This window comes from Izhakiella capsodis (assembly GCF_900115045.1).
Taxonomy (GTDB): Bacteria; Pseudomonadota; Gammaproteobacteria; order Enterobacterales; family Enterobacteriaceae; genus Izhakiella; species Izhakiella capsodis.
On record NZ_FOVC01000004.1, the window covers coordinates 21,056 to 44,092 of the forward strand.

At 52.7% G+C, this 23,037-nt stretch carries 18 protein-coding genes; 7 read left to right on the forward strand and 11 right to left on the reverse strand.

Annotation, left to right across the window (positions count from 1 at the left end; genetic code table 11):
* Positions 1–22 precede the first annotated feature (22 nt).
* From BM191_RS07635 to BM191_RS07645, 3 genes are all read right to left on the reverse strand, one after another.
* Positions 23–1,699 carry a ShlB/FhaC/HecB family hemolysin secretion/activation protein gene (locus tag BM191_RS07635; protein ID WP_230479547.1) on the reverse strand — a complete coding sequence of 559 codons (1,677 nt, stop codon included), beginning with the start codon at positions 1,697–1,699 and terminating at the stop codon, positions 23–25.
* Between the two features lie 511 nt (positions 1,700–2,210).
* Positions 2,211–3,308 (reverse strand): YncE family protein, encoded by a 1,098-nt coding sequence (locus BM191_RS07640; RefSeq protein WP_092876808.1) that lies wholly within the window; start codon positions 3,306–3,308, stop codon positions 2,211–2,213.
* 195 nt (positions 3,309–3,503) lie between these two features.
* Positions 3,504–4,127, reverse strand: coding sequence for an NAD(P)H-binding protein (locus tag BM191_RS07645; protein WP_092876810.1), 624 nt, complete (start codon positions 4,125–4,127; stop codon positions 3,504–3,506).
* 507 nt (positions 4,128–4,634) lie between these two features.
* On the opposite strand from BM191_RS07645, the gene hcp reads away from it, so the two are divergent.
* The 3 genes from hcp (at position 4,635) to sbmA (ending at position 9,142) form a co-directional block, all read left to right on the forward strand.
* Positions 4,635–6,287 carry a hydroxylamine reductase gene (gene hcp, locus BM191_RS07650; RefSeq protein WP_092876812.1) on the forward strand — a complete coding sequence of 551 codons (1,653 nt, stop codon included), beginning with the start codon at positions 4,635–4,637 and terminating at the stop codon, positions 6,285–6,287.
* A gap of 10 nt (positions 6,288–6,297) precedes the next feature.
* A complete protein-coding gene (hcr, locus tag BM191_RS07655; protein ID WP_092876814.1) occupies positions 6,298–7,269 on the forward strand; it encodes an NADH oxidoreductase in 972 nt (323 codons plus the stop codon).
* A 637-nt stretch (positions 7,270–7,906) separates the two neighbouring features.
* Positions 7,907–9,142 carry a peptide antibiotic transporter SbmA gene (gene sbmA, locus BM191_RS07660; RefSeq protein ID WP_092876816.1) on the forward strand — a complete coding sequence of 412 codons (1,236 nt, stop codon included), beginning with the start codon at positions 7,907–7,909 and terminating at the stop codon, positions 9,140–9,142.
* A gap of 38 nt (positions 9,143–9,180) precedes the next feature.
* Here sbmA and BM191_RS07665 read toward each other — a convergent pair whose 3' ends face one another.
* Both BM191_RS07665 and gltP read right to left on the reverse strand, forming a co-directional pair.
* On the reverse strand, positions 9,181–10,827 hold the full coding sequence (locus tag BM191_RS07665) for a dihydroxyacetone kinase subunit DhaK (protein ID WP_092876818.1): 1,647 nt from the start codon (positions 10,825–10,827) through the stop codon (positions 9,181–9,183).
* A gap of 208 nt (positions 10,828–11,035) precedes the next feature.
* Positions 11,036–12,340 carry a glutamate/aspartate:proton symporter GltP gene (gltP, locus tag BM191_RS07670; protein WP_092877227.1) on the reverse strand — a complete coding sequence of 435 codons (1,305 nt, stop codon included), beginning with the start codon at positions 12,338–12,340 and terminating at the stop codon, positions 11,036–11,038.
* Between the two features lie 512 nt (positions 12,341–12,852).
* Between gltP and acs the strand changes: the two genes are divergently transcribed.
* Positions 12,853–14,808, forward strand: coding sequence for an acetate--CoA ligase (gene acs / locus BM191_RS07675; protein WP_092876820.1), 1,956 nt, complete (start codon positions 12,853–12,855; stop codon positions 14,806–14,808).
* Positions 14,809–15,186: 378 nt separating this feature from the next.
* Here acs and BM191_RS07680 read toward each other — a convergent pair whose 3' ends face one another.
* The 3 genes from BM191_RS07680 to BM191_RS07690 all read right to left on the reverse strand — a co-directional run bounded on the left by BM191_RS07680 (position 15,187) and on the right by BM191_RS07690 (position 16,967).
* The gene (locus tag BM191_RS07680) at positions 15,187–15,732 is read right to left on the reverse strand and encodes a YfaZ family outer membrane protein (RefSeq protein WP_092876822.1); all 546 of its coding nucleotides are present in this window, start codon (positions 15,730–15,732) and stop codon (positions 15,187–15,189) included.
* 115 nt (positions 15,733–15,847) lie between these two features.
* The gene (locus tag BM191_RS07685) at positions 15,848–16,546 is read right to left on the reverse strand and encodes an LrgB family protein (RefSeq protein ID WP_092876824.1); all 699 of its coding nucleotides are present in this window, start codon (positions 16,544–16,546) and stop codon (positions 15,848–15,850) included.
* Complete coding sequence (locus BM191_RS07690; RefSeq protein ID WP_092876826.1) at positions 16,539–16,967, reverse strand: CidA/LrgA family protein; 429 nt, start codon at positions 16,965–16,967, stop codon at positions 16,539–16,541. The genes BM191_RS07685 and BM191_RS07690 overlap by 8 nt, the downstream gene beginning before the upstream one ends.
* Before the next feature lie 98 nt (positions 16,968–17,065).
* On the opposite strand from BM191_RS07690, the gene BM191_RS07695 reads away from it, so the two are divergent.
* Entirely contained in the window at positions 17,066–17,968 is a 903-nt protein-coding gene (locus BM191_RS07695) for a LysR family transcriptional regulator (protein ID WP_092876828.1), read from the forward strand.
* Positions 17,969–18,076: 108 nt separating this feature from the next.
* Here BM191_RS07695 and BM191_RS07700 read toward each other — a convergent pair whose 3' ends face one another.
* Positions 18,077–19,732 carry a Na+/H+ antiporter gene (locus BM191_RS07700; protein WP_092876831.1) on the reverse strand — a complete coding sequence of 552 codons (1,656 nt, stop codon included), beginning with the start codon at positions 19,730–19,732 and terminating at the stop codon, positions 18,077–18,079.
* 164 nt (positions 19,733–19,896) lie between these two features.
* The gene (locus BM191_RS07705; protein WP_092876833.1) at positions 19,897–21,246 is read right to left on the reverse strand and encodes an NCS2 family permease; all 1,350 of its coding nucleotides are present in this window, start codon (positions 21,244–21,246) and stop codon (positions 19,897–19,899) included.
* 400 nt (positions 21,247–21,646) lie between these two features.
* Here BM191_RS07705 and BM191_RS16780 point away from each other — a divergent pair, with 400 nt between their 5' ends.
* On the forward strand, positions 21,647–21,811 hold the full coding sequence (locus tag BM191_RS16780) for a hypothetical protein (protein WP_177203311.1): 165 nt from the start codon (positions 21,647–21,649) through the stop codon (positions 21,809–21,811).
* A gap of 69 nt (positions 21,812–21,880) precedes the next feature.
* Here BM191_RS16780 and soxR read toward each other — a convergent pair whose 3' ends face one another.
* Complete coding sequence (gene soxR / locus BM191_RS07710) at positions 21,881–22,348, reverse strand: redox-sensitive transcriptional activator SoxR (RefSeq protein ID WP_092876835.1); 468 nt, start codon at positions 22,346–22,348, stop codon at positions 21,881–21,883.
* 155 nt (positions 22,349–22,503) lie between these two features.
* Between soxR and soxS the strand changes: the two genes are divergently transcribed.
* Positions 22,504–22,929, forward strand: a complete 426-nt coding sequence (gene soxS / locus BM191_RS07715) for a superoxide response transcriptional regulator SoxS (protein WP_177203318.1) — start codon at positions 22,504–22,506, stop codon at positions 22,927–22,929.
* Positions 22,930–23,037 lie beyond the last annotated feature (108 nt).

A 23,037-nucleotide genomic window follows, 5' to 3' on the forward strand; every position in this document is an offset into this window, starting at 1 on the left:
GGGATCACAACGTGCAGCGGCATCATATTTCGACGTTGATACTGAATCCTGCGGTCACGCCTGATGTGTGAAAATTGTCGGGTTTTATCAAGGGAACACCGGTAAACAGGTCATAACTCACGCGCCGAATAAGCGCGCCTCTGATACCGACAGCAGCCCCCACCAGCTGATGTCCGACCAGATCACGTGTACCGGGTCCATCCACGCGTCCGTAGTCGGCGGCAATATAAAATTCATGGCCACTGGCGAAAACGTTCCAGCCCAGCTCATTGCGCCAAATCAGCCCTTTTTCACCCGACAGCATCTGTTCACCGTCGAAACCCCGCACCGTGTAACGCCCCGCAATGGCCAGTCGCTCCTGGGGGGTCAGCGCGCTGTTACTCCACTGACCCCGCATCGTGGTGTAATAACGTAAGGGCTGCCCGGACAGGGAAAAGGGATGATTGAGGGCGATATCGCTGAATAAGGTGCCGGCGCGCGCACTACCGCGATCAATAGCCTCCTCTGGCGCGGGCGTTGCCCCCCAGGCTCCCGTGCCCCGCCGCCAGTTAACACTGACATCCAAGGTGGTGCTGCCCAGATAACTGCGCTGGCTTACGCCAAATTCCCAGCCCGCCGTGCGTCGCCGCTGTTGATCAATTTCAATATCATTGACCGAGTTGGAGGAGCGACGACGATAGGTGCGTACGTTAAGCGTGGTTTTATTCGACTGGTCGCGATAGATCAGTCTGGAAACCGTCAGAACGGCGCTTTCACTTCGTCCGTCGTATGTCAGGATCTCATTCGCGTTAGGGATATTCTGATGATAGGTATAGTCGTTGTAGTTTGCGGAGAACGCCCAGTAACCAACCGGGAAAAAGTAGTTCAGCGCATGGGAACGGTTACCAAACTCCCCCTGCTCAAACAGATTTTTTCCAATGCTGGCATAAAATAAATCGTTTTGTGCCAAGGGCGCATCCACCGCGAGCGTTGCCGTCCCGAGATAGCGTCCGGTACTTTGGGAGCCGCTGTCATCAAGCCCGATATTCAGCCGGACAGGGCGTTTCTCTTGCCAGTTGACCACTAAATCACTGGTGGCATCCTGCTCGCCCGGGACAATTCTGATATCCGCCGTCGCACTGGGCAGGCGCTTAAAATTCTCAAGGCCCTGTTCGACATCACGCAAATTAAGAATATCGCCAGGTGAGGTAGGTACAGCATTCCACAGCCGCCCCCGCCAGGAAACAGCATCGCTGAAACGAATATGCGCCACTCTGCCGGGCTGCAGCGTGAGCGTCAGTACGCCTTTTGTCAGGTCCTGCTCCTGAGCCATTACGCGCGTCGTGACATAGCCCTTTGCCAGGATTGCATTCTGCACCTTTTTGATGATCAGCATGATGCCCTGCCCCCCCAGGCAACGGCCTCTGGCATCGGCGACTGATTTTAGCGACCACTCAAACTGTTCGGCAGCGTCGCCCTCTAACCTGATGGTATTGATGACAAAGCAGGGTTTTTCATTGGAGGGATAATCGGGTAAAGCGACATCAGGACGTTCAAGGCGAACATCTGCACGCGGCGTATTTTGCTCCAGCTGGGTGCGTTCACGCGCCTGCTGACGCATCTGCTCACTTGCATCAATGCCAGCGGCGGTGCTCAGGACGCCTTTTTCTGTTGCATCAACAGACGCAGAAAAAGCGAGCACTGATGAAAACAGCAGCATCCTGAATTTATGAATAAATTCAAAGGAAATAAGAAAATTCCGTTTAATCTTCAATTCCATATTTCATTTAGTAACAAAATGCAACGTCCACCGATTATTAAGCTACGATGGCTAAAAAGCAAGTCTGATCAACCCTTAGTGTGAATTCGGGCTTGCTAAAACCGATGATGCGGCACCTGATACTTGGCGCGCAGCGATCTCGCTTTGCTGAATTGGTGGCATGAACTCAACATCGCGACCGAACTGAACCTGTACTTTTCTGCAAACATCAGGCCAGTCGTCGAAAACTTGTAACAATTTGATTGGACTTACAAGATGAAGTTCATTTAGCTAAAAATGTGTCACCTGTCGCATTAGCACGCAGAAGCCATAAAGTTGCGCTGCCTTATTCAGGCAGCCAACCGATAAAGCTGAGCGTCTTTTCGTGTGTTCAGAAAGCTAACGCCGACGGTTCAGGCTAAACAACCGGCGTCAGAAGAGGCAGAAACGCCACTAAGAAGAAAAGTGCAGATTAGTTCAGCGTGATACGCGCTACGCTGTCCGGACCGTTCGTAGAGCGATCTTTATTGAGGGGCTGTTTGATACTGACATACAGGATCTGACCGTCCGGCGACAACAGCAAGCTGTTGGGTAAGTTTTCAAACACCCAGCTGTTTTTAACCGCGTAGGTGGTGGCGTCCAGCTGCAACACCTTTTTGGATACACGCTGGCTGATATAAATTTCATTGCGTTTGGCGTTGAATATAATCCCCAGCGCATCACCTTCAATGCGTTTGATGACCTTGCCGCTGCGCTCATCAAATACCAGGGTGGATTTCGCTTTGGAATTATCCGTCACAAACAATCGCCCGGTTGCCGGATCTTCCGCCATATTCAGGAAGAGATACTCTTTGCCATCGCCCGCTGACCAGCGTTTCTCCACTTTATTGGTGCGTGGATTGATCACCAGGATGGTGCCGCTGCCGTTAGCGGCATAAATGCGATCGTTAAGCGAAGAGTAGATGATGCCAGTCACCCATTTTCCGGCGTTGTTAATCTGTTTTTTCAGCTTCATGGTTTTGGCGTCAACCACCCAGATGATGCCCGGATCAGCCACGCCACCGATATAAAGGTTACCGTTGTGCCACAGTATTTCACGCGGGCCAACAGGTTTTCCTTTAGCGTTTTTCTGATCAAACATCAGGCGCTGCAATACCTTACCGCTCTGCGCATCCACCTTAGTAATACCACCATCCAGGCCGTTGGTGGTGTAAAATACGCTGCCGTCAGGATCTATTGCCATACCAAAGTTTTTCAGATCGGTATAGGTTTCACCTTGTGTGACCAACGTGGTCGGGTCAAGCCGATAAATTACCCCACCGTTGACCTGTTTTTTAAAGCCACCTGAACCAGCAATGTATAACGCCTGCGCTTTCGGTGAGTAGACCATCTCATACAGGCCATCTCCTGGCGTGCGCTGAATAACTGGTGCTGCCGCTGGCGCGGAAGCGGCCGGTGACGCGGCGGGAACTCTTGCTGTTTTTGCCGTTGACTGGCAGGCGCTCAGGTTAAGCGCCGCCATCACTGCCAGGGTCATTACGGCTTTACGCGTACTGAGTATAGATTTCATTCTGAACTCCATCGGGGGTTGAATCTTCCCAACGCAATCGGGGATGACGAAAAGAATGAGAATCATACTCATTATCAATAATTATGTAAATGCACGCGCCGATTTGTTAACGAAGTTTTCACCTCACAAGCTGAAGATGCAGGAATAGGGCGAAAATCTTGCCGGATAAGCTGTCATTTCACGTCAGATACCCTGCTAAGTCGCTTTCAGCTGCGGATCGATCAGACTGTAAATCTGGCCATTTAATGCTGACTGCTGCGCCAGCTGGTGAATATGCACAGCAACATCAGCGCGTTTGACCAGGCCATGTATCTCCTGTTGCTGATAACGCTGCGCGCTGCCAGTCGGTGGGCCGTTGAGCAGGCCACCGGGACGTAAAATAGCAAAGTCGAGCGAGCTGGTTTGCAGCCAGCTTTCCGCTAGCGATTTCTCCCTTACCGCGGCACCAAATGCGGCTTTCGCCCGCGCTGACAAAAATCGCCAGCCGTCACCACAGCCCAACGAGGTGACCAGTAGCATACGTGACACTCCAGCCTGTTCCAGGCTATCGATTACCCGACGATGGGCCTGAAAATTGTTCTCTCCGCCCATTGTCGAAATGGTCAGCGCCTGACGTCCGGCCGCCTGACAGGCCAGCGCAACCGCCGCAGGATCGCAAGCATCTCCCTTGATCACCTGTATGCCTTGTTGCTGCAAGCGCCTGGCGGCATCAGGATTACGCACTAAAGCGATCACCCGTCGTCCCTCCCTCAGCCCCAGCGCGGCGGTTAGCGCTCCAACACCCGTTCCACCCGCGCCAAATATAAGCCAGCTATTCATACTTCCTCCCAGGAAAGCCAGTGTGCCAGCTGGCAATACCCAGCGTGGCCGAAAAATAGGTGACGCATGACTGCGTATGTCAGCATCACCAGAAATATCCGCAATGAAGCGGGATAACTATCCAGACCAGCATACAGATGGTAATCCGTAATGAGATTACATTCGACTATTCAGCCGAAAAGTGCAGCCATTCACACCCATAACAAGCCAGGCTCTGTTTATAACAGCGCATGACGCGCCAATGTTCAGGCCGGTAATGGGCAACGCCGGGGCTCGCTAATACACGACATGTGACGTGAAAACTCTCTCAGGATGCGCGCGGCCACTCTCTCCAGCGCAGAAGCCCCTGAATATTTTCAGACAGGCTTATCTCCTCCCTATCTTTTCGTCAGCCGGATTTGCGCTAAATCAATCTCTCACTAACTTGTATTAAAAATCTATTTTAGTTGCCAGGGTCGGGGCGTAATCTAAAACATGCATATTAAATACAACTTTTAAGGTACGAGCATGTTTTGTGTGCAATGTGAGCAAACGATAAGAACCCCATCCGGCAACGGCTGTGCATGGGCGCAGGGGATGTGCGGCAAAACCGCTGAAACCTCTGACTTACAGGATCTTCTGATCGCTATCTTGCAGGGTTTGTCCGCCTGGGCGGTTAAAGCGCGTGAATATGGCTTAATTCATCATGACGTTGACAGCTTTGCACCGCGCGCCTTTTTCTCAACGCTGACAAACGTAAACTTCGACTCAATGCGTATTATCGCCTATACCCACCAAGCCGTAGCCCTGCGCGAGGCGCTGAAGGCGCAGTGTCTGCTTAAAGATCCTGCGGCGTCAGTGACCAGCCCGATGGCAGATCTGCGTATTCAGAGCAATGATCCCGGCGATCTACAGCGTCAGGCTGCTGCATTCAGGCTTGATAGAGATAAAGCAGCTATCGGCGAGAATATTCTCGGCCTGCGTCTGCTCTGTCTGTACGGTCTGAAAGGAGCCGCTGCCTATATGGAGCATGCGCACGTCCTGGGGCAGCACGATGATGATATTTACGCCCGCTATCACAAAATAATGGCGTGGCTCGGTAGTTGGCCGTCAGACATGAATGCATTACTGGAATGCGCGATGGAGATCGGCCAGATGAATTTTCAGGTTATGGCTATCCTGGATGCCGGGGAAACCAACGCATACGGGCATCCTACGCCAACGCAGGTTAACGTTAAGCCTGTGGCCGGTAAATGCATTCTGATCTCCGGCCACGACTTAACGGATCTGTATAATTTGCTGAAACAGACCAAGGGTAAAGGCATCAACGTCTTTACTCATGGCGAAATGCTACCTGCGCATGGCTATCCTGAACTGCGCAAATTCGAACATCTCGTCGGCAACTATGGCAGCGGCTGGCAGAATCAGCAGGTTGAGTTCGCTCGTTTTCCCGGCCCTATCGTCATGACTTCTAACTGCATCATCGACCCTGCCCCCGGCGAATATAGCCAGCGTATCTGGACACGCAGCATCGTCGGCTGGCCCGGAGTCAGCCATCTTGAAGGGGATGATTTCACCCCGGTGATCGCTCAGGCGCAGCAGCTGGCTGGCTTTCCGCACAGCGAAATCGAACATCTGATTACTGTCGGATTTGGACGACAAACGCTGCTGGGTGCCGCGGATACTTTGGTTGACCTGGTCTGTCACAAGAAGCTGCGTCACATTTTTCTCGTTGGTGGCTGTGACGGCGCGCGCGACGCGCGTAGCTACTTTACCGATTTCGCCACCAGTGTACCGGGTGACTGCCTGATCCTGACGCTGGCCTGCGGTAAATACCGTTTCAACAAACTCGATTTTGGCAATATTGACGGGCTGCCACGTCTGTTGGATGTCGGTCAATGTAACGATGCATATTCCGCGATTATTCTTGCGGTGACGCTGGCTGAAAAGCTGGGCTGTAGCGTTAACGACCTCCCCCTGTCGCTGGTACTCTCGTGGTTCGAGCAAAAAGCGATCGTTATTCTGCTGACGTTGCTATCGCTGGGGGTGACCAACATTGTTACCGGGCCAACCGCACCGGGCTTTTTAACCCAGGACCTGCTGTCCATTCTTGACGAGAAGTTTGGCCTGCGCCAGATAACCGACGTCAAGCAGGATATGCAGCAGCTGCTGTGTGTCTGAGGAGGAAGCCATGACGAAACCCACTTCACAATGTCCATGGCGCATGCAGGTTCATCATATCGTTCAGGAAACGCCTGACGTCCGGACGCTGGCTTTGTTGTGTCATGAATATTACCCATATCGCCCTGGACAGTATGCGTTGGTTAGCATCGGTGATACGAGTGAAACGCTGCGCGCCTATAGTCTCTCTTCCACACCGGGGGTCAGTGAGTATATTACGATCACCGTGCGCCAGATTGACGGCGGTGTCGGTTCGCAGTGGCTGACCAACGAAGTCAAACGCGGTGATGATATCTGGCTATCCGACGCCTGCGGGAATTTCACCTGCGATGATCAGAACAACGACCGCTTTTTGCTGCTGGCCGCGGGCTGCGGCATAACGCCGATTATGTCGATGCGGCGCTGGCTGGCGAAGTACCGCCCGCAGGCTGATGTGCAGGTTATTTTTAGCGTTCGTACCCCGCAGGACGTTATTTTTTCCGCGGAGTGGCGCGACTATCCCGTAACATTGCTCGCAGAGAATAACGCCTCACTCGGTTTTATCAGTGGACGGCTGACACGCCAACGGCTGGCTGCGGTCGCTGATATTGCCACGCGAACCGTCATGACTTGTGGCCCAGCACCTTATATGGCTCAGGTTGAAAGCATGGTGAAATCGCTCGGTGTCAAACATCTGCTGAAAGAGGTCTTCTTCGCACCAACGGTGACAGCGGCGGCAACCCACGTGATGAAAATCACCCGCCTGCATCCCCCCCGAGAATTTTTTACCGCCACCGGCAGCACGCTGCTGGAGGCAATGGAAAGTAATCTGCTGCCGGTAAATACCGCCTGCAGGGCCGGGGTTTGTGGCTGTTGTAAAACCAAAATCTCCTCCGGCGATTACCGGGTAACCAGCACGATGACGCTAAGCGAGCAGGAGATTGCACAGGGTTACGTGCTGGCCTGCTCCTGTTACCCGCAGAGCGATTTGGTTCTGGCTTAGCACCGCTGACGGGTAGCGCAGCCATATTGCCGCTACCCGCATCTCTTTCGCCTGCCGATCACCTCTCTGGCCTGATATCGCCTGTCACACTGCACACCGACGTTTTTGCTCACCCCATTGCCAACGCTATCTGCCAGATACATGGTATCGTTCATAACGTTCTGAACGAACAGCCCGTGGTTTCCGCTGGCGTTTTAATGCACCTTCTTTCGCCGAGCCACGCTTCAGGCGAATGATGAAATACTCGCTGCCAAGCGTAATCTGACGCGAATAAATATGATCAGCCTCCGGGAGGAATAAAATGTTATTTTTTATAACCTGCTGCCCGCAGCCGTAGCGTTAAACTTAGTAAGGTAATTTTAACAAAAAAATCATATCGTTAGAAAAATACTCACTCTATTTACCACCAATAATTGGTAAACATTCAACAATAGTTTTGTTTACTTGTTGTTCAGGCTGTCTGATGAATGTCTTGCAGCAGAAAATTTAGTGAATAATATAAAAATAAAATCAACTTAATGAAATTTCATAACGTAGAAAACAAGTCTGACGATGTCTGTAATTAATAGAAACAATGCAATTGAGATGATTTACATAAAAAAGCGTTATATGCCCCTTTATTTGCAGCGGAGTGCCCATGTTTAAATCTTTTTTTCCGAGGCCAACGCTGTTCTTCAGCAGTGTGCTTGTCTTTTTTGTGCTGGCAATATTGTTATGGTTTTTTGGTGCCAGCGAGTTAATTAATCTGGTTCCCGGCATGGCCGGCAGCGCGGGAAAACCGCTACCGGTCAGCGCCATGCGCTTCCTCGCACCGCAGATGATATGGTTTTACGTCTGGTTCTGGGGATGGGTATTGTTGTTTTACGCCTGTTGGGCAATTATCTCGCCGCATCCGTGGCAGCGCTGGTCAATTCTCGGCTCGGCACTGATTATTTTTCTCGTCTGGTACTCCGTAGAGGTAAGCGTTGCTATCAACGCCTGGTACAATCCATTTTACGATTTAATCCAGAAAGCACTGTCAAAACCCAATAGCATTGAGATTTCCCAGTTGTACGAAGGTGCGTTGACCTTCCTTTCTATCGCGTCAATGGCTATTGTCATCGGCGTCGGCAACGCTTTTTTTGTTAGCCACTACGTATTCCGCTGGCGTACTGCAATGAACAATTATTATGTCCATTATTGGTCACGCCTGCGCGATATCGAAGGGGCCGCACAGCGCGTTCAGGAAGACACCATGCGCTTTGCCAGTACCCTTGAAGGGCTTGGCGTCAGCCTTATCAGCGCCGTCATGACACTGATTGCCTTCCTGCCGCTGCTGGTCCAGCTATCAAGCCACATAAAAACGATTCCGGTGCTGGGTGACGTGCCTTATGGCCTGGTATGGGCGGCCATTTTCTGGGCGCTGTTTGGCACGGTTCTGCTGGGTGTCGTGGGCATTAAGCTGCCGGGTTTGTCGTTTATTAATCAGCGCGTTGAAGCGGCTTATCGTAAAGAGCTGGTCTATGGCGAAGACGATCATAATCGCGCCCAGCCCCCTACCCTGCGCACGCTGTTTCAAAACGTACGCAAAAACTATTTTCGCCTCTATTTCCACTATCTCTACTTCAACGTAGCCCGCTATCTCTATCTCCAGGCTGATAATCTGTTCGGACTGGTAGTGCTGTTTCCGACCATCGCGGCCGGTGCTATCACCCTCGGCCTGATGTCGCAGATTACCAACGTGTTCGATCAGGTACGCAGCTCCTTTCAGTACCTGGTTAACTCCTGGCCGACGCTGGTAGAATTGATGTCTATCTATAAACGTCTGCGCCGTTTTGAGCATGTGCTTAACGACAGCGAAACGCATCTGAATGCTGGCGTGCTGAAGTCATAAATGGGGGCGTTCAGCGTCCCCCGACATCTATCAAGCCCTTATGATGACGATGCCAACGCCGCAAAGACACTTTCAACGGCGCAAGCACCGGGATCTTTAACGCCGTTCAGGCTCTGCGCATTCAGATAGGATGAGCGGCCAGCTTTGGCGATCTGCATGGTCGCGGTGCTTTCCGCACCTTCGCGGGCCGCCTGTGCAATCTCACTTAGCGAGGCCCCTTGTTGCAACGCGTTGAAGGCCGGATAAAGTGCATCGATCATGGTGCGATGACCCGGACGTGCGCCGCCATAATGTTGCATACGCTCCAACCCATAACACAACGCATCAGCAAAAGTAGCGCCCTCAGCCAGCTTATGTCCGGCTGAGGTAAACAGAATCGACATCAGCACACCACTAGACCCCCCCATCCCCAACGCCAGCTGCTCGCCAATATTGATCAGCAATTTATCAGACTCGTTTAGCGGAAGCTTATCGTTATCCAGCGCGCTTAGCAGCCTGCTAGCGCCAGCGGCAAAGGTCGTGCCGGTATCGCCATCCCCCACTTTGGCATCCAGCCGATTAAGCTGGCTCTCCTGCGCAACCAGGGTCTCGCAGATAGTGCGCAGCATCGCGGCATGCGGCTGGTTTTTCGAAGGGATAAAAGCCGACTGCACGCTGACTTTTCTACCTTTTTGCTGCTGCGTAGCCTGATACCGGTACATTGGCTGCCAGCCACTGGTTTCAACAGGGGCGCAGAGCGCTTCCTCCAGTACAGGGGAAAGCACAAGCGTCGTCAGAGAAAAACCTTTCATATCCAGCGCACTGACCAGGGTCGCCGGTCCAATCAAATGTGAGATCCGTTTACCCAACGCAGAGGCCAGGGTTTCTTTCACCAGCAGCGCCATTTCCAGCATTGAGAAACCGCCGAGATTATTAAGCAGCAGTACAACCCATTGGTCCTCAGGGATCTTTTCTGACAGCTTTTCTGTCATGACCGCCACAATCTCACGGCTGTTCTGAGTGGCCAGCGTGGTTACGCCGGGTTCACCGTGTATCCCCATCCCCAGCTCGCTCTCGCCCGCGAGGAGACGTTCATCGCGATCCTCTCCGGGCAGATGACAAGTGGCGAACGCCAGGCCGATGCTGGCGGTTGCATCAATGGTTTTCTGCGCCAGCTTCGTCACCTGATCCAGCGTTTGCCGCTGCTCTGCCGCATAGCCCGCCACCTTATGTACCAACACCGTCCCCGCAATCCCACGCGGCTGGGGATTATCAGGCAGAGCAATATCATCACGCACGATGACCATATTGACCTTAAAACCCATTGCTCGCGCTTTTTCCGCTGCCAGGCCGAAGTTAAGACGATCACCGGTGTAATTTTTTACAATCAGCAGGCAGCCTGCTTCGCCGGTGACATTCACGATAGCGCTGAGCACGGCATCGACGCTCGGCGAGGCAAAAATATCGCCGCACACCGCCGCCGTAAGCATCCCTTTCCCGACGAACCCTGCATGAGCCGGTTCATGACCGGAGCCACCGCCAGAAATCAACGCTACATTGCTTTTATCCCAATCACGACGGACCACCACGCGAATATCGTCCCCCACATCAAGTTGGCAGAGGTTGTGATACGGGGCGCTCAGGATAAGACCTTCAATCGCCTCACTGACCAGATGATTTTTATCGTTCATGAAAAAATGGCTCATTACAGCTCTCCTGGTATGGGTTGTGCCGCAAGGGATGCTTAACGGTTTGCAAGGCTAAAGGATAGCTGATTTCGCGATCGCCAAAGGGCGACCCACGAGCATTTTCACTCAGGTCGATAACGAAAATCGGGCGTCGGGATGTGGGGTCGCATTTGCCTGAAAAGGTACGTAAAGGAAACAGGGCGCGCCGGATGGCACGCCCTATCGGTCAGGGTGCTGGGGCGATACGTTTCAACTTAGCCTCATAAACCTTTGCCTGCTGTTCATCGAACTGGTTTTCCCACTTCGCAATAACCAGCACCGCCAGCGCATTGCCAATCACATTCAACGCGGTACGTGCCATATCCATAATACGATCAACTCCGGCAATGAACGCCAATCCTTCCAACGGAATACCTACGCTGCCAAGGGTGGCTAGCAGCACCACGAAGGAAACCCCTGGCACCCCGGCGATCCCTTTGGAGGTTACCATCAGAGTCAGGACCAGAATAATCTCCTGCCCCAGAGAGAGATCAATACCGTACATCTGGGCGATAAAAATGGCGGCGATGCTCTGGTAAAGCGTTGAGCCATCAAGATTAAAGGAATAACCGGTTGGCACGACAAAGCCGGTAATGGCTTTCGGCGCACCATATGCCTCCATCTTTTCAATAATGCGCGGTAACACCGTTTCCGAACTGGATGTGGAATAGGCCAGGATCAATTCATCTTTCAGGATACGCATCAGGACAGTCACCCGCAGATTACATATCCGGGCGACACAGCCAAGCACGATAAAAGCAAAAAACAGGATGGCGGCATACACCAGGATAACCAGCTTTGCCAGTGGCCACAGTGAGGCAAAGCCAAAGCTCGCCACGGTCACCGCGATCAGCGCGAACACACCAACCGGCGCATAGCGCATGATCAGGTGAGTCACTTTAAACATTGTTTCGGAAATAGAGCGAAACACCTGCACCAGAGGCTCGCGATGTTCAGAGGGTAGCGACGACAGGCCAAGGCCGAACAGCACCGAGAAGAAAATTATTGGCAGCATGTCGCCTTTAACAAAGGCGGCGAATATGTTTTGCGGGATCAACGACAAAATAGTCGTCACCAGGCTGTGCGGCGCGTTTTCGACCTGCTCAGTGGTGGCTTTATACTGCGAGATATCAACCGTTGCCAGGGTTGACATATCAATGCCAAGCCCCGGCTTAAACAGGTTTGCCAGGGTGATGCCCACCACGATAGCGATGGTGGTAATCACCTCAAAATAAATGATGGTTTTAATGCCGATGCGGCCCAGTTTTTTAGCATCGCCCATGCCGGCAATGCCGACGATCAGTGTCGATACCACGATAGGCACGACGATCATTTTGATCAGATGGATGAAGATATCACCGGCAGGCTTGAGTATGTTAGTGACTAACCAGTCACGGTTTTCCGGCTGATTATGCAAAACGGCGCCCACGATGACGCCAAGCACCAGCGCAATAAGAATTTGCCAGGCCAGACTAATTTTTACAGCTCTCATATGTATGACTTCCTTAACAAAACCCAACCTCCGCGCTGCGCTTGCGGAGGAAATTACACCTCTGATAGATGAACTGAAACCAAACTGGCTCGCGGGTAAAATGGACAGATGATCCTGAAGATCAGAACTCAGATAATTACCATTAGCCTCAACAGAAAAGCAACCCCGGTAAAAAGAGCGTTTTGAGTCAAAAATAGCCTCATAAAGCACCAAATAAAATATTACATTTTTAACTCTTTGTAATAAAAGACAATAAAAAAAAGCTTTTTTGGTATGACTATGCACATTTCAGCCTGAGTTTTAATCACAAAACCATTCGTTTGCTGCTTTTATGTACAGTGCAATCATTTGTTCAGGCAGATTCAATGCCCACAGGTTAGCCGCAGCCGGTAAGGAAATGCTCCAGCCTGTACAAGCCGTGATCCAATACTCAAAAATTAACAAAGCTTTATCTCATCACTTCCCTTAGCACTCCATTGACATATTATTAACATTTAGACGGAGAGCCAGTCATGAGCCAGATTGAAAAATATCCGGTGCCGCCCGCTATCGCGGCTGACACCCTAATCAATGCAGAGCAGTACCAGTCAATGTATCGACAGTCGGTGCAAAATCCGGAGGCATTCTGGGGCGAGCAGGGAAAAATACTTGACTGGATAACGCCCTATACCCGCGTGAAAGATACCTCTTTTGCGCCGGGAAACATCACTATTCGCTGGTACGAAGATGGCACGCTAAATCTGACGACTAACTGCCTGGATCGTCATCTGGCGTCTCGTGGCGACCATCCGGCACTGATCTGGGAAGGCGATGATGCCAGCCAAAGTAAAACACTTACCTACCGCGAGCTGCATCGCGACGTTTGCCGTTTTGCCAATGTCTTAAGTGGACAAGGGGTTAAAAAAGGCGATGTTGTCGCTATTTATATGCCAATGGTGCCAGAGGCGGCGGTAGCGATGCTGGCCTGCGCCCGCATCGGCGCTATTCACTCGGTGATTTTCGGCGGCTTTTCACCGGAAGCGATCGCCGGGCGTATCATCGACTCCAGCGCGCGCCTGGTCATTACTGCTGATGAGGGCATCCGCGCAGGCCGGAAAATTCCACTGAAGAAAAACGTCGATAGCGCGCTGGCTAACCATAATGTAACGTCGGTGAGTAACACGATCGTTTTACGTCGTACCGGCGGCAAAGTCGGCTGGCAGCAGGGACGGGATCTGTGGTGGCACGAGCTGATTGAGCAGGCAAGTGACAGTCACCCGGCGGTGGAGATGAACGCCGAAGACCCCTTATTCATTTTGTACACCTCCGGCTCCACAGGAAAGCCTAAAGGGGTATTACATACCACCGGCGGCTATTTGGTGTACGCCGCAACAACCTTCAAATATGTTTTTGATTATCATCCTAATGATATTTACTGGTGTACTGCCGACGTCGGCTGGATAACCGGTCATAGCTATCTGCTGTACGGCCCACTGGCCTGTGGGGCAACCTCCATCATGTTTGAAGGCGTACCTAACTGGCCTACGCCGAGCCGCATGGCCGAAGTTATCGACAAGCACAAGGTTACCATCCTGTACACCGCGCCAACCGCTATCCGCGCCTTGATGGCTGAGGGCGACAAGGCGATTGAAGGAACTTCACGCAGTAGCCTGCGCATCCTGGGGTCGGTCGGTGAGCCGATCAATCCCGAGGCCTGGCAGTGGTTTTACAATAAAATCGGTAACGGGCGCTGCCCGATTTCTGATACCTGGTGGCAGACTGAAACCGGCGGTTTTATGATTACCCCCCTGCCGGGAGCAACCGCGCTAAAAGCGGGATCAGCAACCTTTCCTTTCTTCGGCGTACAGCCTGCATTGCTGGATAATGAGGGCAATGCACAGCAGGGAGCCTGTGAAGGCAACCTGGTGATCAATGACTCCTGGCCGGGCCAGGCCCGCACGCTTTTCGGCGACCACAAACGTTTTGAACAAACCTATTTTTCGACTTTCCCTAACCGCTATTTCAGCGGAGACGGCGCCCGCCGCGACGAAGATGGCTACTACTGGATCACCGGACGGGTCGATGACGTACTGAACGTCTCCGGTCACCGTCTGGGAACTGCCGAGATTGAATCGGCGCTGGTGGCCCATCCCAAAATTGCTGAAGCGGCGGTGGTTGGCATCCCTCATGCGATTAAGGGGCAGGCAATTTATGCTTACGTCACCCTGAATCACGGTGAAGAGCCATCGCCGGAGCTATACACCGAAGTTCGGGACTGGGTACGTAAAGCCATCGGCCCGATAGCCACGCCTGACATACTGCACTGGACCGATTCGCTGCCAAAAACCCGATCGGGTAAAATTATGCGGCGCATTCTGCGCAAGATCGCCTCTGGCGACTCCAGCAATCTCGGCGATACATCAACCCTTGCCGATCCCGGCGTCGTAGAAAAACTTCTGGAAGAAAAACAAACGATAAAAATGCCCTGATCCTCTCCTGCGGAAGAGGCTTTCTACTATTTAATGAGTTGCTTTTGCTGCCATCCTGGCGGTAGTTGCCAGATTGATGCTCGCGGGCGCGTCTGCCGCTTTATTTGCCTGCGTTGTATTAAAAGAGGAGCGGCCGGGCTTGAAGCGCTGCGGATTTCCGCAATTACCGTTGTGCTGGCTGGCTGTGTGACAATGCCGTCAGGCACGCCCGGCAAGCAGAACGTTGCGTTAATTGAGAGGGGCTTTTGTCGCGAGCGGGCTGTTTTCCATTACCGATCGTACAGAGAATAACGTCGCTGAGCGCACCCGTTGACATACCGACATGGGTATTCAGTGGGAGAAAAACCAGTCAGCCATAAGGCTGACTGGTTAAACGTATCAGAAGCTCAGGGATGCGCCGATATAGGGGCCGTCGGCCAGCACACTGTTCTTGTTATTATCCTTACCGTGCAATACCAAGTATTGATAGCCGGCGTTAAGCGTTAACATCGGAATCGGACTGAAGGCCACGCCGCCCTTAATGTCCTGGTAAGAACGAATGTTGTGAGAAAATGATCCCGGTGCCCAGTAGTAGCTGCCATATAGGCCCAACAGACTATTGAAGGAATAGCTGGCGCCAAGACCCAGCGCATTGGCATAGCCATCTCTACTCTCTCGCGGGTTGACATACATAGTTTTTACGCCGGGTGAGATCATTAGCCCATTGTAATAAAAGTTATAGCCCAATCCTAAACCCAACAGGCTGCCATCATCATTACTGCGCATCCAGTTTCCGTTTAAAAACAGCCCCGGTGAACTATTGCCAAGACCCACATTTAAATTGGTGTATTTCTTGCCTATCGTTACATTGCCATCAATCGCCTGGGCAGACGTTGCCACTGCCAACAGTGCCAGACCGCAGGTTAATGCCATCGCTTTTTTCATTTTCTCTCCACTGAATCGTGATCCTCTGCGTGGCAAGGATAAACGTCACTGCCCTGCAGCTCAATCAGACGGTTACTAACAAATGCAACAAATTGCGGTCAGTACTGACGATTTTTTACACCGTGACCCACAGTAAGTGACTGATAAAGGGAGCAAGAATCACGGTAACGATACCCGAGAGCATCATCACTAAACTGGAAACCACGCCTTCCTGCTGCCCCAGTTCGTATGCGCGTGCAGTGCCAGCACCGTGTGATGCGGCCCCCAAACTCGCGCCTTTCGCCATCTTCTGTTTAATCGCCAGTCGCAGGAACAGTAGGTCACCGATCGCCATGCCAAACACGCCGGTTATCACGACAAACAGCGCCACTAAATCGGGCTGACCGCCGATCTGTTTTGCCGCCGCTAGAGCAAAGGGCGTGGTAATTGAGCGCACCGCCAGGCTGCGCTGAATGTCTTCCGGCAGCGTCATCAGACGCGCCAGCCAGACCGAACTCAGAACGGCCACCAGCGTCGCAGTGATGACCCCAGCGGTCAATGACATCCAGTGCCGACGAATAAGCGGCAAATTTTCGTATACCGGAACAGCAAAGGCCAGCGTCGCCGGGCCGAGCAGCCAGAGCAGCCAGTGGCTGTCGCCAATATAGCTTTGCCAGCTGATATGGGTAAGCAGCAGCAACGCCACCAAAATAAGTGGCGTCATCACCAGCGGCATTAGCAGCAGGATATGCCAGCGACGATAAAGTTTTTTATTAAGGTAATAGATAGCCAGCGTCGCCAGAAGGCAGCTCAGGCTGATGAAGAAGTCACTCATGTCGCTTCGTCCGTTTGCGCGTCGCCAGCCAGCGTTCAAAGCGGCTCACACGCTCAACAACCAATGCCGTTGATGCCAGTACCAGTAACGTACTGAGGATAATAACCAGTAAAATACGCCAGCCCTCTAGCTTTAACAGGTCGGCATAATTCATTACCGCTACCACCGCCGGAACGAAAAATAGCAGCATCTCCGCCAGCAACCAGGTCGCCCCGGCTTTGACCCAGCGTAACGGCAAAATACGTAGAGAAATCAGCGCCAGTAACAGCAACATACCGACAACGTTAGCGGGTAAAGGCAGCCCCAGCCAGCTCACAAGCTGGCTGGCAGCGGCAAACAGGGCGATATATAACGCAACCTGAACCGGAACCTGAAATCGTTGCTTCCATCCTGGGCGTGACAAATGTAAGGCGAGTGACATGTTTTCTTCCTCATTTGCGATGCACATATTATAACGATGGAACAAAGCGTGAAAAAAATGACTTAATATTATTCAAACTATGCCGTTCGGGAATAATTATGGATGTGCGCGCGTTACGCTACTTTGTTGAAGTCGTCCGTCAGAAAAGCTTCACCCGTGCTGCGGAACAGCTGTATGTTACCCAGCCCACGATCAGCAAAATGTTAAAGCATCTGGAAGATGAGCTGGGTTGTACCCTGTTAATCCGCGAAGGGCGCAAGCTGCATCTGACCGATACCGGCCAGGCGGTTTATCAGCGTGGCCTGACTATTTTGCAGGAGTTTAAACAGCTGGAGGCTGAATTAAGCGATCTGACCGAGCTGAAAACCGGTCAGCTGCGCCTGGGAATTCCACCTATGGTTGGTATGCAGATAGCCGGAACTATTTCCGCATTTCGCCAGCGCTATCCCGGCGTGGAGCTAAAGATTGCTGAATTTGGCGGTCTGACGGTACAGCAGGCGGTGATGAATGGCAGCCTCGATATCGCGATGACTGCCCTACCGCTGTCAGAAGAGTTTGCCCTGAATACGCTGCCGCTAATGACCCATCCGCTGTGCGTTCTGGTACCACGCACTGATGAATGGCTGCGACGTAGCCTGATACCACTGGTCGAGCTGGCCAGCCATCCGATACTGATATACAACGAAGAGTTTTCACTTAACCGTCAGCTGATGCGGGCCTTTCAGTCTGCCGGATTTACGCCGCAAATCGCAGTACGTAGTGGGCAATGGGACTTTCTGGCAGCAATGGTCCAGGCAGGAATGGGGGTGGCAATTATGCCGGAGCCTATCTGTCAGCGTCTGGATAAAAATCAGTTGCTGTGGCTGCCACTGGAGTCGGATCTGGTCTGGCGTCTCGGCCTGATATGGCGTGAAGGCTGCTATCTGTCACGCAGCGCCCAGGCCTGGATCGCCTGTTGCCGTGAATTCTGGCCGGGCGAAGCGTCGCACCTCGCGTTATAAGCGGCGCGGCCCCACAGGGTTTTCACCATCTGATAGCACCTTTGCTCTGTGGAGAAGGCGAGTCTTCCAGACTGCTTCACCCTTCTCCCACAGGCCCAGCACGAATTGTTAGTTAGCGCCCTCTTTTTCCACCAGCAGTGTTTCCAGCAGGTCAAGGTCACGCAGCAACGCAATCATGGTTTCGCTGCTGATCTGCTGCGTCGCACGCAAATGGTAAAGTTCACCTCGTTCTGCACGCAGTGCAGTAAGGCGAAAACGGCGCTCCAGATTCTCCACCAGCAGCGCGGCCTCCAGATCATTTTTGCCATCCAGCCGCCGCCGCATCAGTCCGATAACACGCGAGCTGACCTCTTTTACCAGCTCAGGATCAAGATTTTCCGTGGTGTCCTGCGTCAGACGCGTCTCCATTTTGTACAGACTATCGATGGCGGTTCCGGCCATCAATGCCCGGGCTTCCTGAATTTCCCGCCGCTGTTTGGACGGATCAATCGTTTCAACGCTGCGCAACAGCAGCGGCATTACCACCACGCCAACCAACAGTGAAAACAAAATAACACCGGTGGCGATAAACACCAGCTCGTAGCGCGCGGGGAAGGGATCACCGTCAACCAGATACAACGGAACGGAGAGGACACCGGCAAGGGTGATCGCGCCGCGAACACCAGCAAAAGAGGCAATCAGCAGTTCACGGAAGGTATAATTACCGAACTCCATCGGCTTGTGTTTTAACAGCCGTTGGCTGATCCGCTGCATAATCCACAGCCAGCCGAAACGCACTGCCATTAGTGCAGCGTAAACCATCATGATACTGACGACCAGCATCCACATATCAACGTTTGGATCAGCGTTTGCCTGCTGCAGGGAGATTTCCAGAATGCCGGGCAGTTGCAGTCCCAGCATCAAAAACACCATGCCGTTAAAAACAAACTCCAGCATCTGCCAGACGCTGTTAGCACGCAGGCGCATTGCCAGCGGTGCCTGACGCATGATACCGGAACGCGTCACGGTCATCCCGGCCGCCACTGCGGCAAGGATGCCGGAAACGCCGAGATGCTCCGCGATCAGATAAGAGGCAAAAGGCAGCAGCAGCAGCAGCACCGTCTGCGTTGCCGGGTCATCGCCACTCCAGCGGCTGAACAGCCGCAGCGAACGTCCGTAGAGCAGGCTGACGGCGATACCTGCCAACAGGCCACCCAGCGCCACCTTTAAAAATTCAATGGTGGCCCCGGAAACGGTAAACACCATCGTTCCCATCGCGACCGCAATGGCAAACTTCAGTGATACCAGACCGGAAGCGTCATTCATCAACGCTTCCCCTTGCAGTATCGACATGATTTTTTTCGGAATGCGCCCTTCACCGACAATACCGGAAAGCGCTACGGCATCAGTCGGTGACAGCACGGCGGCCAGAGCGAAGGCCGGAATCAGCGGAATACCGGGAACCATCCAATAAATAAGATAACCAATGCCCACCACGGTAATCAGTACCAGCACCAGCGCCAGCCCTATAATTTCGCGCCCGTGATGAAAAAATTCACTGGTTGGCGTTTTCCACCCATCAGCGAACAGCAGGGGCGGAATAAACAGAACCAGAAACAATGCGGGGTCGAAGTCGACGTGCAGACCGAAGGTTGGCCAGGCCAGCACGGCACCCAGTGCAATCTGAACCAGTGGCAACGGTATTTGAAACGGGGTCATGCGTGCCGCTACGCCAGAGAGTGAAACGGCGAGCGTCATAATCAGTATAGTAAAAAAGATTTCCATGCGTTACGTTTAGCCTCTTCCAACAGGCGTGAATACAGCGTCCTTCGCTGCCCTGCTTGAATAGTAAAACAAAAGCATCGGAATAAAAAAAGGTAACGGTGCTAAAAGTACTGGCTACCAGCCTGGGGAGAGCACCAGCCCCCCCTCAGCTAAAAGGAATAGGGTCAGATGGCCCAACCGCCAGCGTAAAAGACAAGCAGAGCAACGGCAATGATCACTGTACCGACATTGAGCTTACGCCATTCGCCGGAGACGATACGGCCGATAACCAGCACGCCGAAACCCAGCATGATGCCAGTAACGATATTGCTGGTAAGAACGATAAATACCGCGGTGACCAGGCCGGCCATCGCATCGACAAAGTCTGTAAAATCAAGCTTAGTGACGTTACTTAACATCAACAGGCCAACGTACATCAACGCCGGTGCCGTCGCATAGCCGGGTACCAGATAAGCCAGTGGCGATAAGAACAGGATGAGTAAAAACAACACGCCAACGGTAATTGCCGTCAGACCCGTTTTACCACCAGCGGCGGTACCTGCTGCGGATTCAATATACACCGCTGCCGGTGATGCGCCGACCAGCGCCGACAACATGCTGCTCAGTGAGTCAGACGTCAGCGCCTTGCCGCCGTTCATGATCTGGCCGTCTTTATCCAGCAGATTAGCATGACCCGCCACCGCGCGAATGGTACCAGTGGCATCAAACACCGCTGTCATAACCAGCGCCAGCACGCTCGGCAGCACCGCGGCACTCAGTGCGCCTTTGATATCGAGGCTGAATAACAACGAGTTGCCCTGCGCATCTTTTAAACTTGGCATCGCAAACAATCCCTGATAATGCACGGTCGGGTCAAAAATCAAACCCAGTACCGAGATAGCAATAATTGTCAGCAGAATACCGCCCGGCACGCGCAGTTTTTCCATGCCAATAATCGCCGCCAGCCCCAACAGCGACATAATGACCGGAAAACTGGTGAACTGGCCAAGCAGTACCGGCAGGCCGGGACCGGGGTTCTTCACCACCAGATTGACGCCATCAGCGGCGATCAGCAATAAAAAAAGGCCGATACCGATGCCCGTACCGTGAGCAACGCCCTGCGGCAGGTTACGTAATATCCAGCTGCGGATGCCGGTGGCTGAAATGAGTGTGAACAGCACGCCCATCAGGAACACCGCTCCCAGCGCAACCGGAACGCTAATATGCTGACCGAGAACCAGGCTGTAAGCGGTGAAAGCCGTCAGCGAAATTGCACAGCCGATCGCCAGTGGCAGATTAGCCCAAAGCCCCATCACCAGCGAGCCAACGCCTGCGACCAGACAGGTGGCGACAAAAACAGCCGAGGGTGGAAAGCCCGCTTTGCCCAGCATACCGGGTACCACAATCACGGAATACACCATTGCCAGAAAGGTGGTCACACCGGCAATAAGCTCCTGACGCACGCTGCTGCCGCGCGTGGAAATTTGGAACCAGGCGTCCAGCTTGCTTCCTGAGCGAGAAGAAGTCGATGACATAGTTAGATTTCCCCTGAATGAATTGTGTGCAGCAAGACAATGGCAATAAATCGCCTTCTCTCGCATTTCAGCCCTAAACCGCTAAGACGCAATCGATAACAGCAAACGTTTACGTCTCGAGGTACCCTACGGCTGACGTTAAGAATTATTGTTAGCGCGGCGATTATCGGGTGTGCCTGAACGCTTTTCAACACCCTGCGAACATTTATTCACTCAGGTCGAGCTCACTGCTTTGTCGAATGACAGGTTGCCCGTCAGAACAATCGGCCAGTTTATTCAGCCAGACCTGAATATTTGTCGATTGGTCACCGCACGCTGTGGGTGCCTGACGCGGAAATCGCAAGGGTAGATCGGCAATGCTGACGCTATCACCGGCAATCCCGGTCTAATGAGCTGGATAATGCGCGATAAGCTGCTGATAGAAGGCCGACTGGCGGTCAGAATAGCTTCGCCTGAGATGAAATGTGACGGCAATCGTGACGTTCGATCAGATACGCCACCACAGCATCGGACTCTGACAAGCAACCGCGCCAGCATCCAGGGAGTACGCGATGAACGGGAGTGATGTAAATAATACGCAGTCATCATAATCAGCCTGCGCAAAGGGGCTAACCTTTCAGTATGGCTCTCCAGGTTAATCGTCAGCGCCCATGAGTAAGACCGCACCGGTACCCTCCGCGCTGAGACGATCGTTCGGATTACGCAGCGGGCACTGGGCCATTGACAGGCAGCCGCAGCCAATGCAGCCATCCAGTTCATCACGGAGGCGGATTAAGGTTCCAATACGTCGATCAAGCTCGGCTCGCCACTGGGTGGTTAGCTGTCGCCATTCTTTTGCCGACATGCGCTGTCCTGTCGAAATTTGCATCAGGCTCTCCCTAATCGTCGACAGGGGAATGCCGATGCGCTGGGCAACTTTTATTACCGCCACCCGGCGTAAGACATCCCGATGGTAGCGCCGCTGATTACCATCATTACGCGTACTGCTAATCAGCCCTTTTTCTTCGTAAAAGTGAAGTGCAGAAACCGCTACGCCACTGCGCTTAGCGACCTCACCAGGGGTCAGCTCCCTTTTACTTGTAATATTCACATTTTTTTTCATTTAGCGCTTTACCTCAAGTTAACTTGAGGAATTATACTGCCCCATCATCAGATGAACGAAATGAAATTTACTCATTGCTTCGACAGGACAATGGCTGTCAGACAATGACTGCCGCGAGCCGTACCACCGGTTTGACTACCAGGGAGAACAACATTATGCACGATGAAATCATTCAGACTCTGACGGCATGGATTGAAAGAAACCTTGATAAAACGCTGTCAATTGATGAGGTCGCCGCGAAATCAGGCTATTCCAAGTGGCATCTTCAACGGATGTTCCGCAACGTAACCGGTCAAACGCTGGGCAATTATATTCGCGAGCGCCGCCTCATACTGGCTGCGCAGGCGCTTTGCCAGACTCAACGTCCTGTCTTTGATATTGCTATGCAGCATGGTTATGAATCGCAGCAGACTTTTTCTCGCGTATTCCGCCGCCAGTTCTCCCAGACACCGACCGCTTATCGCCACGCGATGCGCTGCCAGCCGCAACAAGCCCAGCGTGAAGCTATTTATGATTATGGCGATTATCACGCACCTTATTGCAGGGTGGATAACATTTCGGGCTCACAGCGGGCCTGTTGAGGTCGCAACGTCCGGGTCAATAACAACCCGGACTGACACTGCCCGCCTGCTAAAATTGCTGTCAACCGCTATCCGGTGTAACCAGGCATTACCTAACCAATCCCATTA

Coding starts and splice junctions, on each gene's coding strand:
- BM191_RS07635 (WP_230479547.1), bottom strand. CDS start 1,699: ATGCTGCTGTTTTCATCAGTGCTCGCTTTTTCTGCGTCTGTTGATGCA.
- BM191_RS07640 (WP_092876808.1), bottom strand. CDS start 3,308: ATGAAATCTATACTCAGTACGCGTAAAGCCGTAATGACCCTGGCAGTG.
- BM191_RS07645 (WP_092876810.1), bottom strand. CDS start 4,127: ATGAATAGCTGGCTTATATTTGGCGCGGGTGGAACGGGTGTTGGAGCG.
- hcp (WP_092876812.1), top strand. CDS start 4,635: ATGTTTTGTGTGCAATGTGAGCAAACGATAAGAACCCCATCCGGCAAC.
- hcr (WP_092876814.1), top strand. CDS start 6,298: ATGACGAAACCCACTTCACAATGTCCATGGCGCATGCAGGTTCATCAT.
- sbmA (WP_092876816.1), top strand. CDS start 7,907: ATGTTTAAATCTTTTTTTCCGAGGCCAACGCTGTTCTTCAGCAGTGTG.
- BM191_RS07665 (WP_092876818.1), bottom strand. CDS start 10,827: ATGAGCCATTTTTTCATGAACGATAAAAATCATCTGGTCAGTGAGGCG.
- gltP (WP_092877227.1), bottom strand. CDS start 12,340: ATGAGAGCTGTAAAAATTAGTCTGGCCTGGCAAATTCTTATTGCGCTG.
- acs (WP_092876820.1), top strand. CDS start 12,853: ATGAGCCAGATTGAAAAATATCCGGTGCCGCCCGCTATCGCGGCTGAC.
- BM191_RS07680 (WP_092876822.1), bottom strand. CDS start 15,732: ATGAAAAAAGCGATGGCATTAACCTGCGGTCTGGCACTGTTGGCAGTG.
- BM191_RS07685 (WP_092876824.1), bottom strand. CDS start 16,546: ATGAGTGACTTCTTCATCAGCCTGAGCTGCCTTCTGGCGACGCTGGCT.
- BM191_RS07690 (WP_092876826.1), bottom strand. CDS start 16,967: ATGTCACTCGCCTTACATTTGTCACGCCCAGGATGGAAGCAACGATTT.
- BM191_RS07695 (WP_092876828.1), top strand. CDS start 17,066: ATGGATGTGCGCGCGTTACGCTACTTTGTTGAAGTCGTCCGTCAGAAA.
- BM191_RS07700 (WP_092876831.1), bottom strand. CDS start 19,732: ATGGAAATCTTTTTTACTATACTGATTATGACGCTCGCCGTTTCACTC.
- BM191_RS07705 (WP_092876833.1), bottom strand. CDS start 21,246: ATGTCATCGACTTCTTCTCGCTCAGGAAGCAAGCTGGACGCCTGGTTC.
- BM191_RS16780 (WP_177203311.1), top strand. CDS start 21,647: ATGCGCGATAAGCTGCTGATAGAAGGCCGACTGGCGGTCAGAATAGCT.
- soxR (WP_092876835.1), bottom strand. CDS start 22,348: ATGAAAAAAAATGTGAATATTACAAGTAAAAGGGAGCTGACCCCTGGT.
- soxS (WP_177203318.1), top strand. CDS start 22,504: ATGCACGATGAAATCATTCAGACTCTGACGGCATGGATTGAAAGAAAC.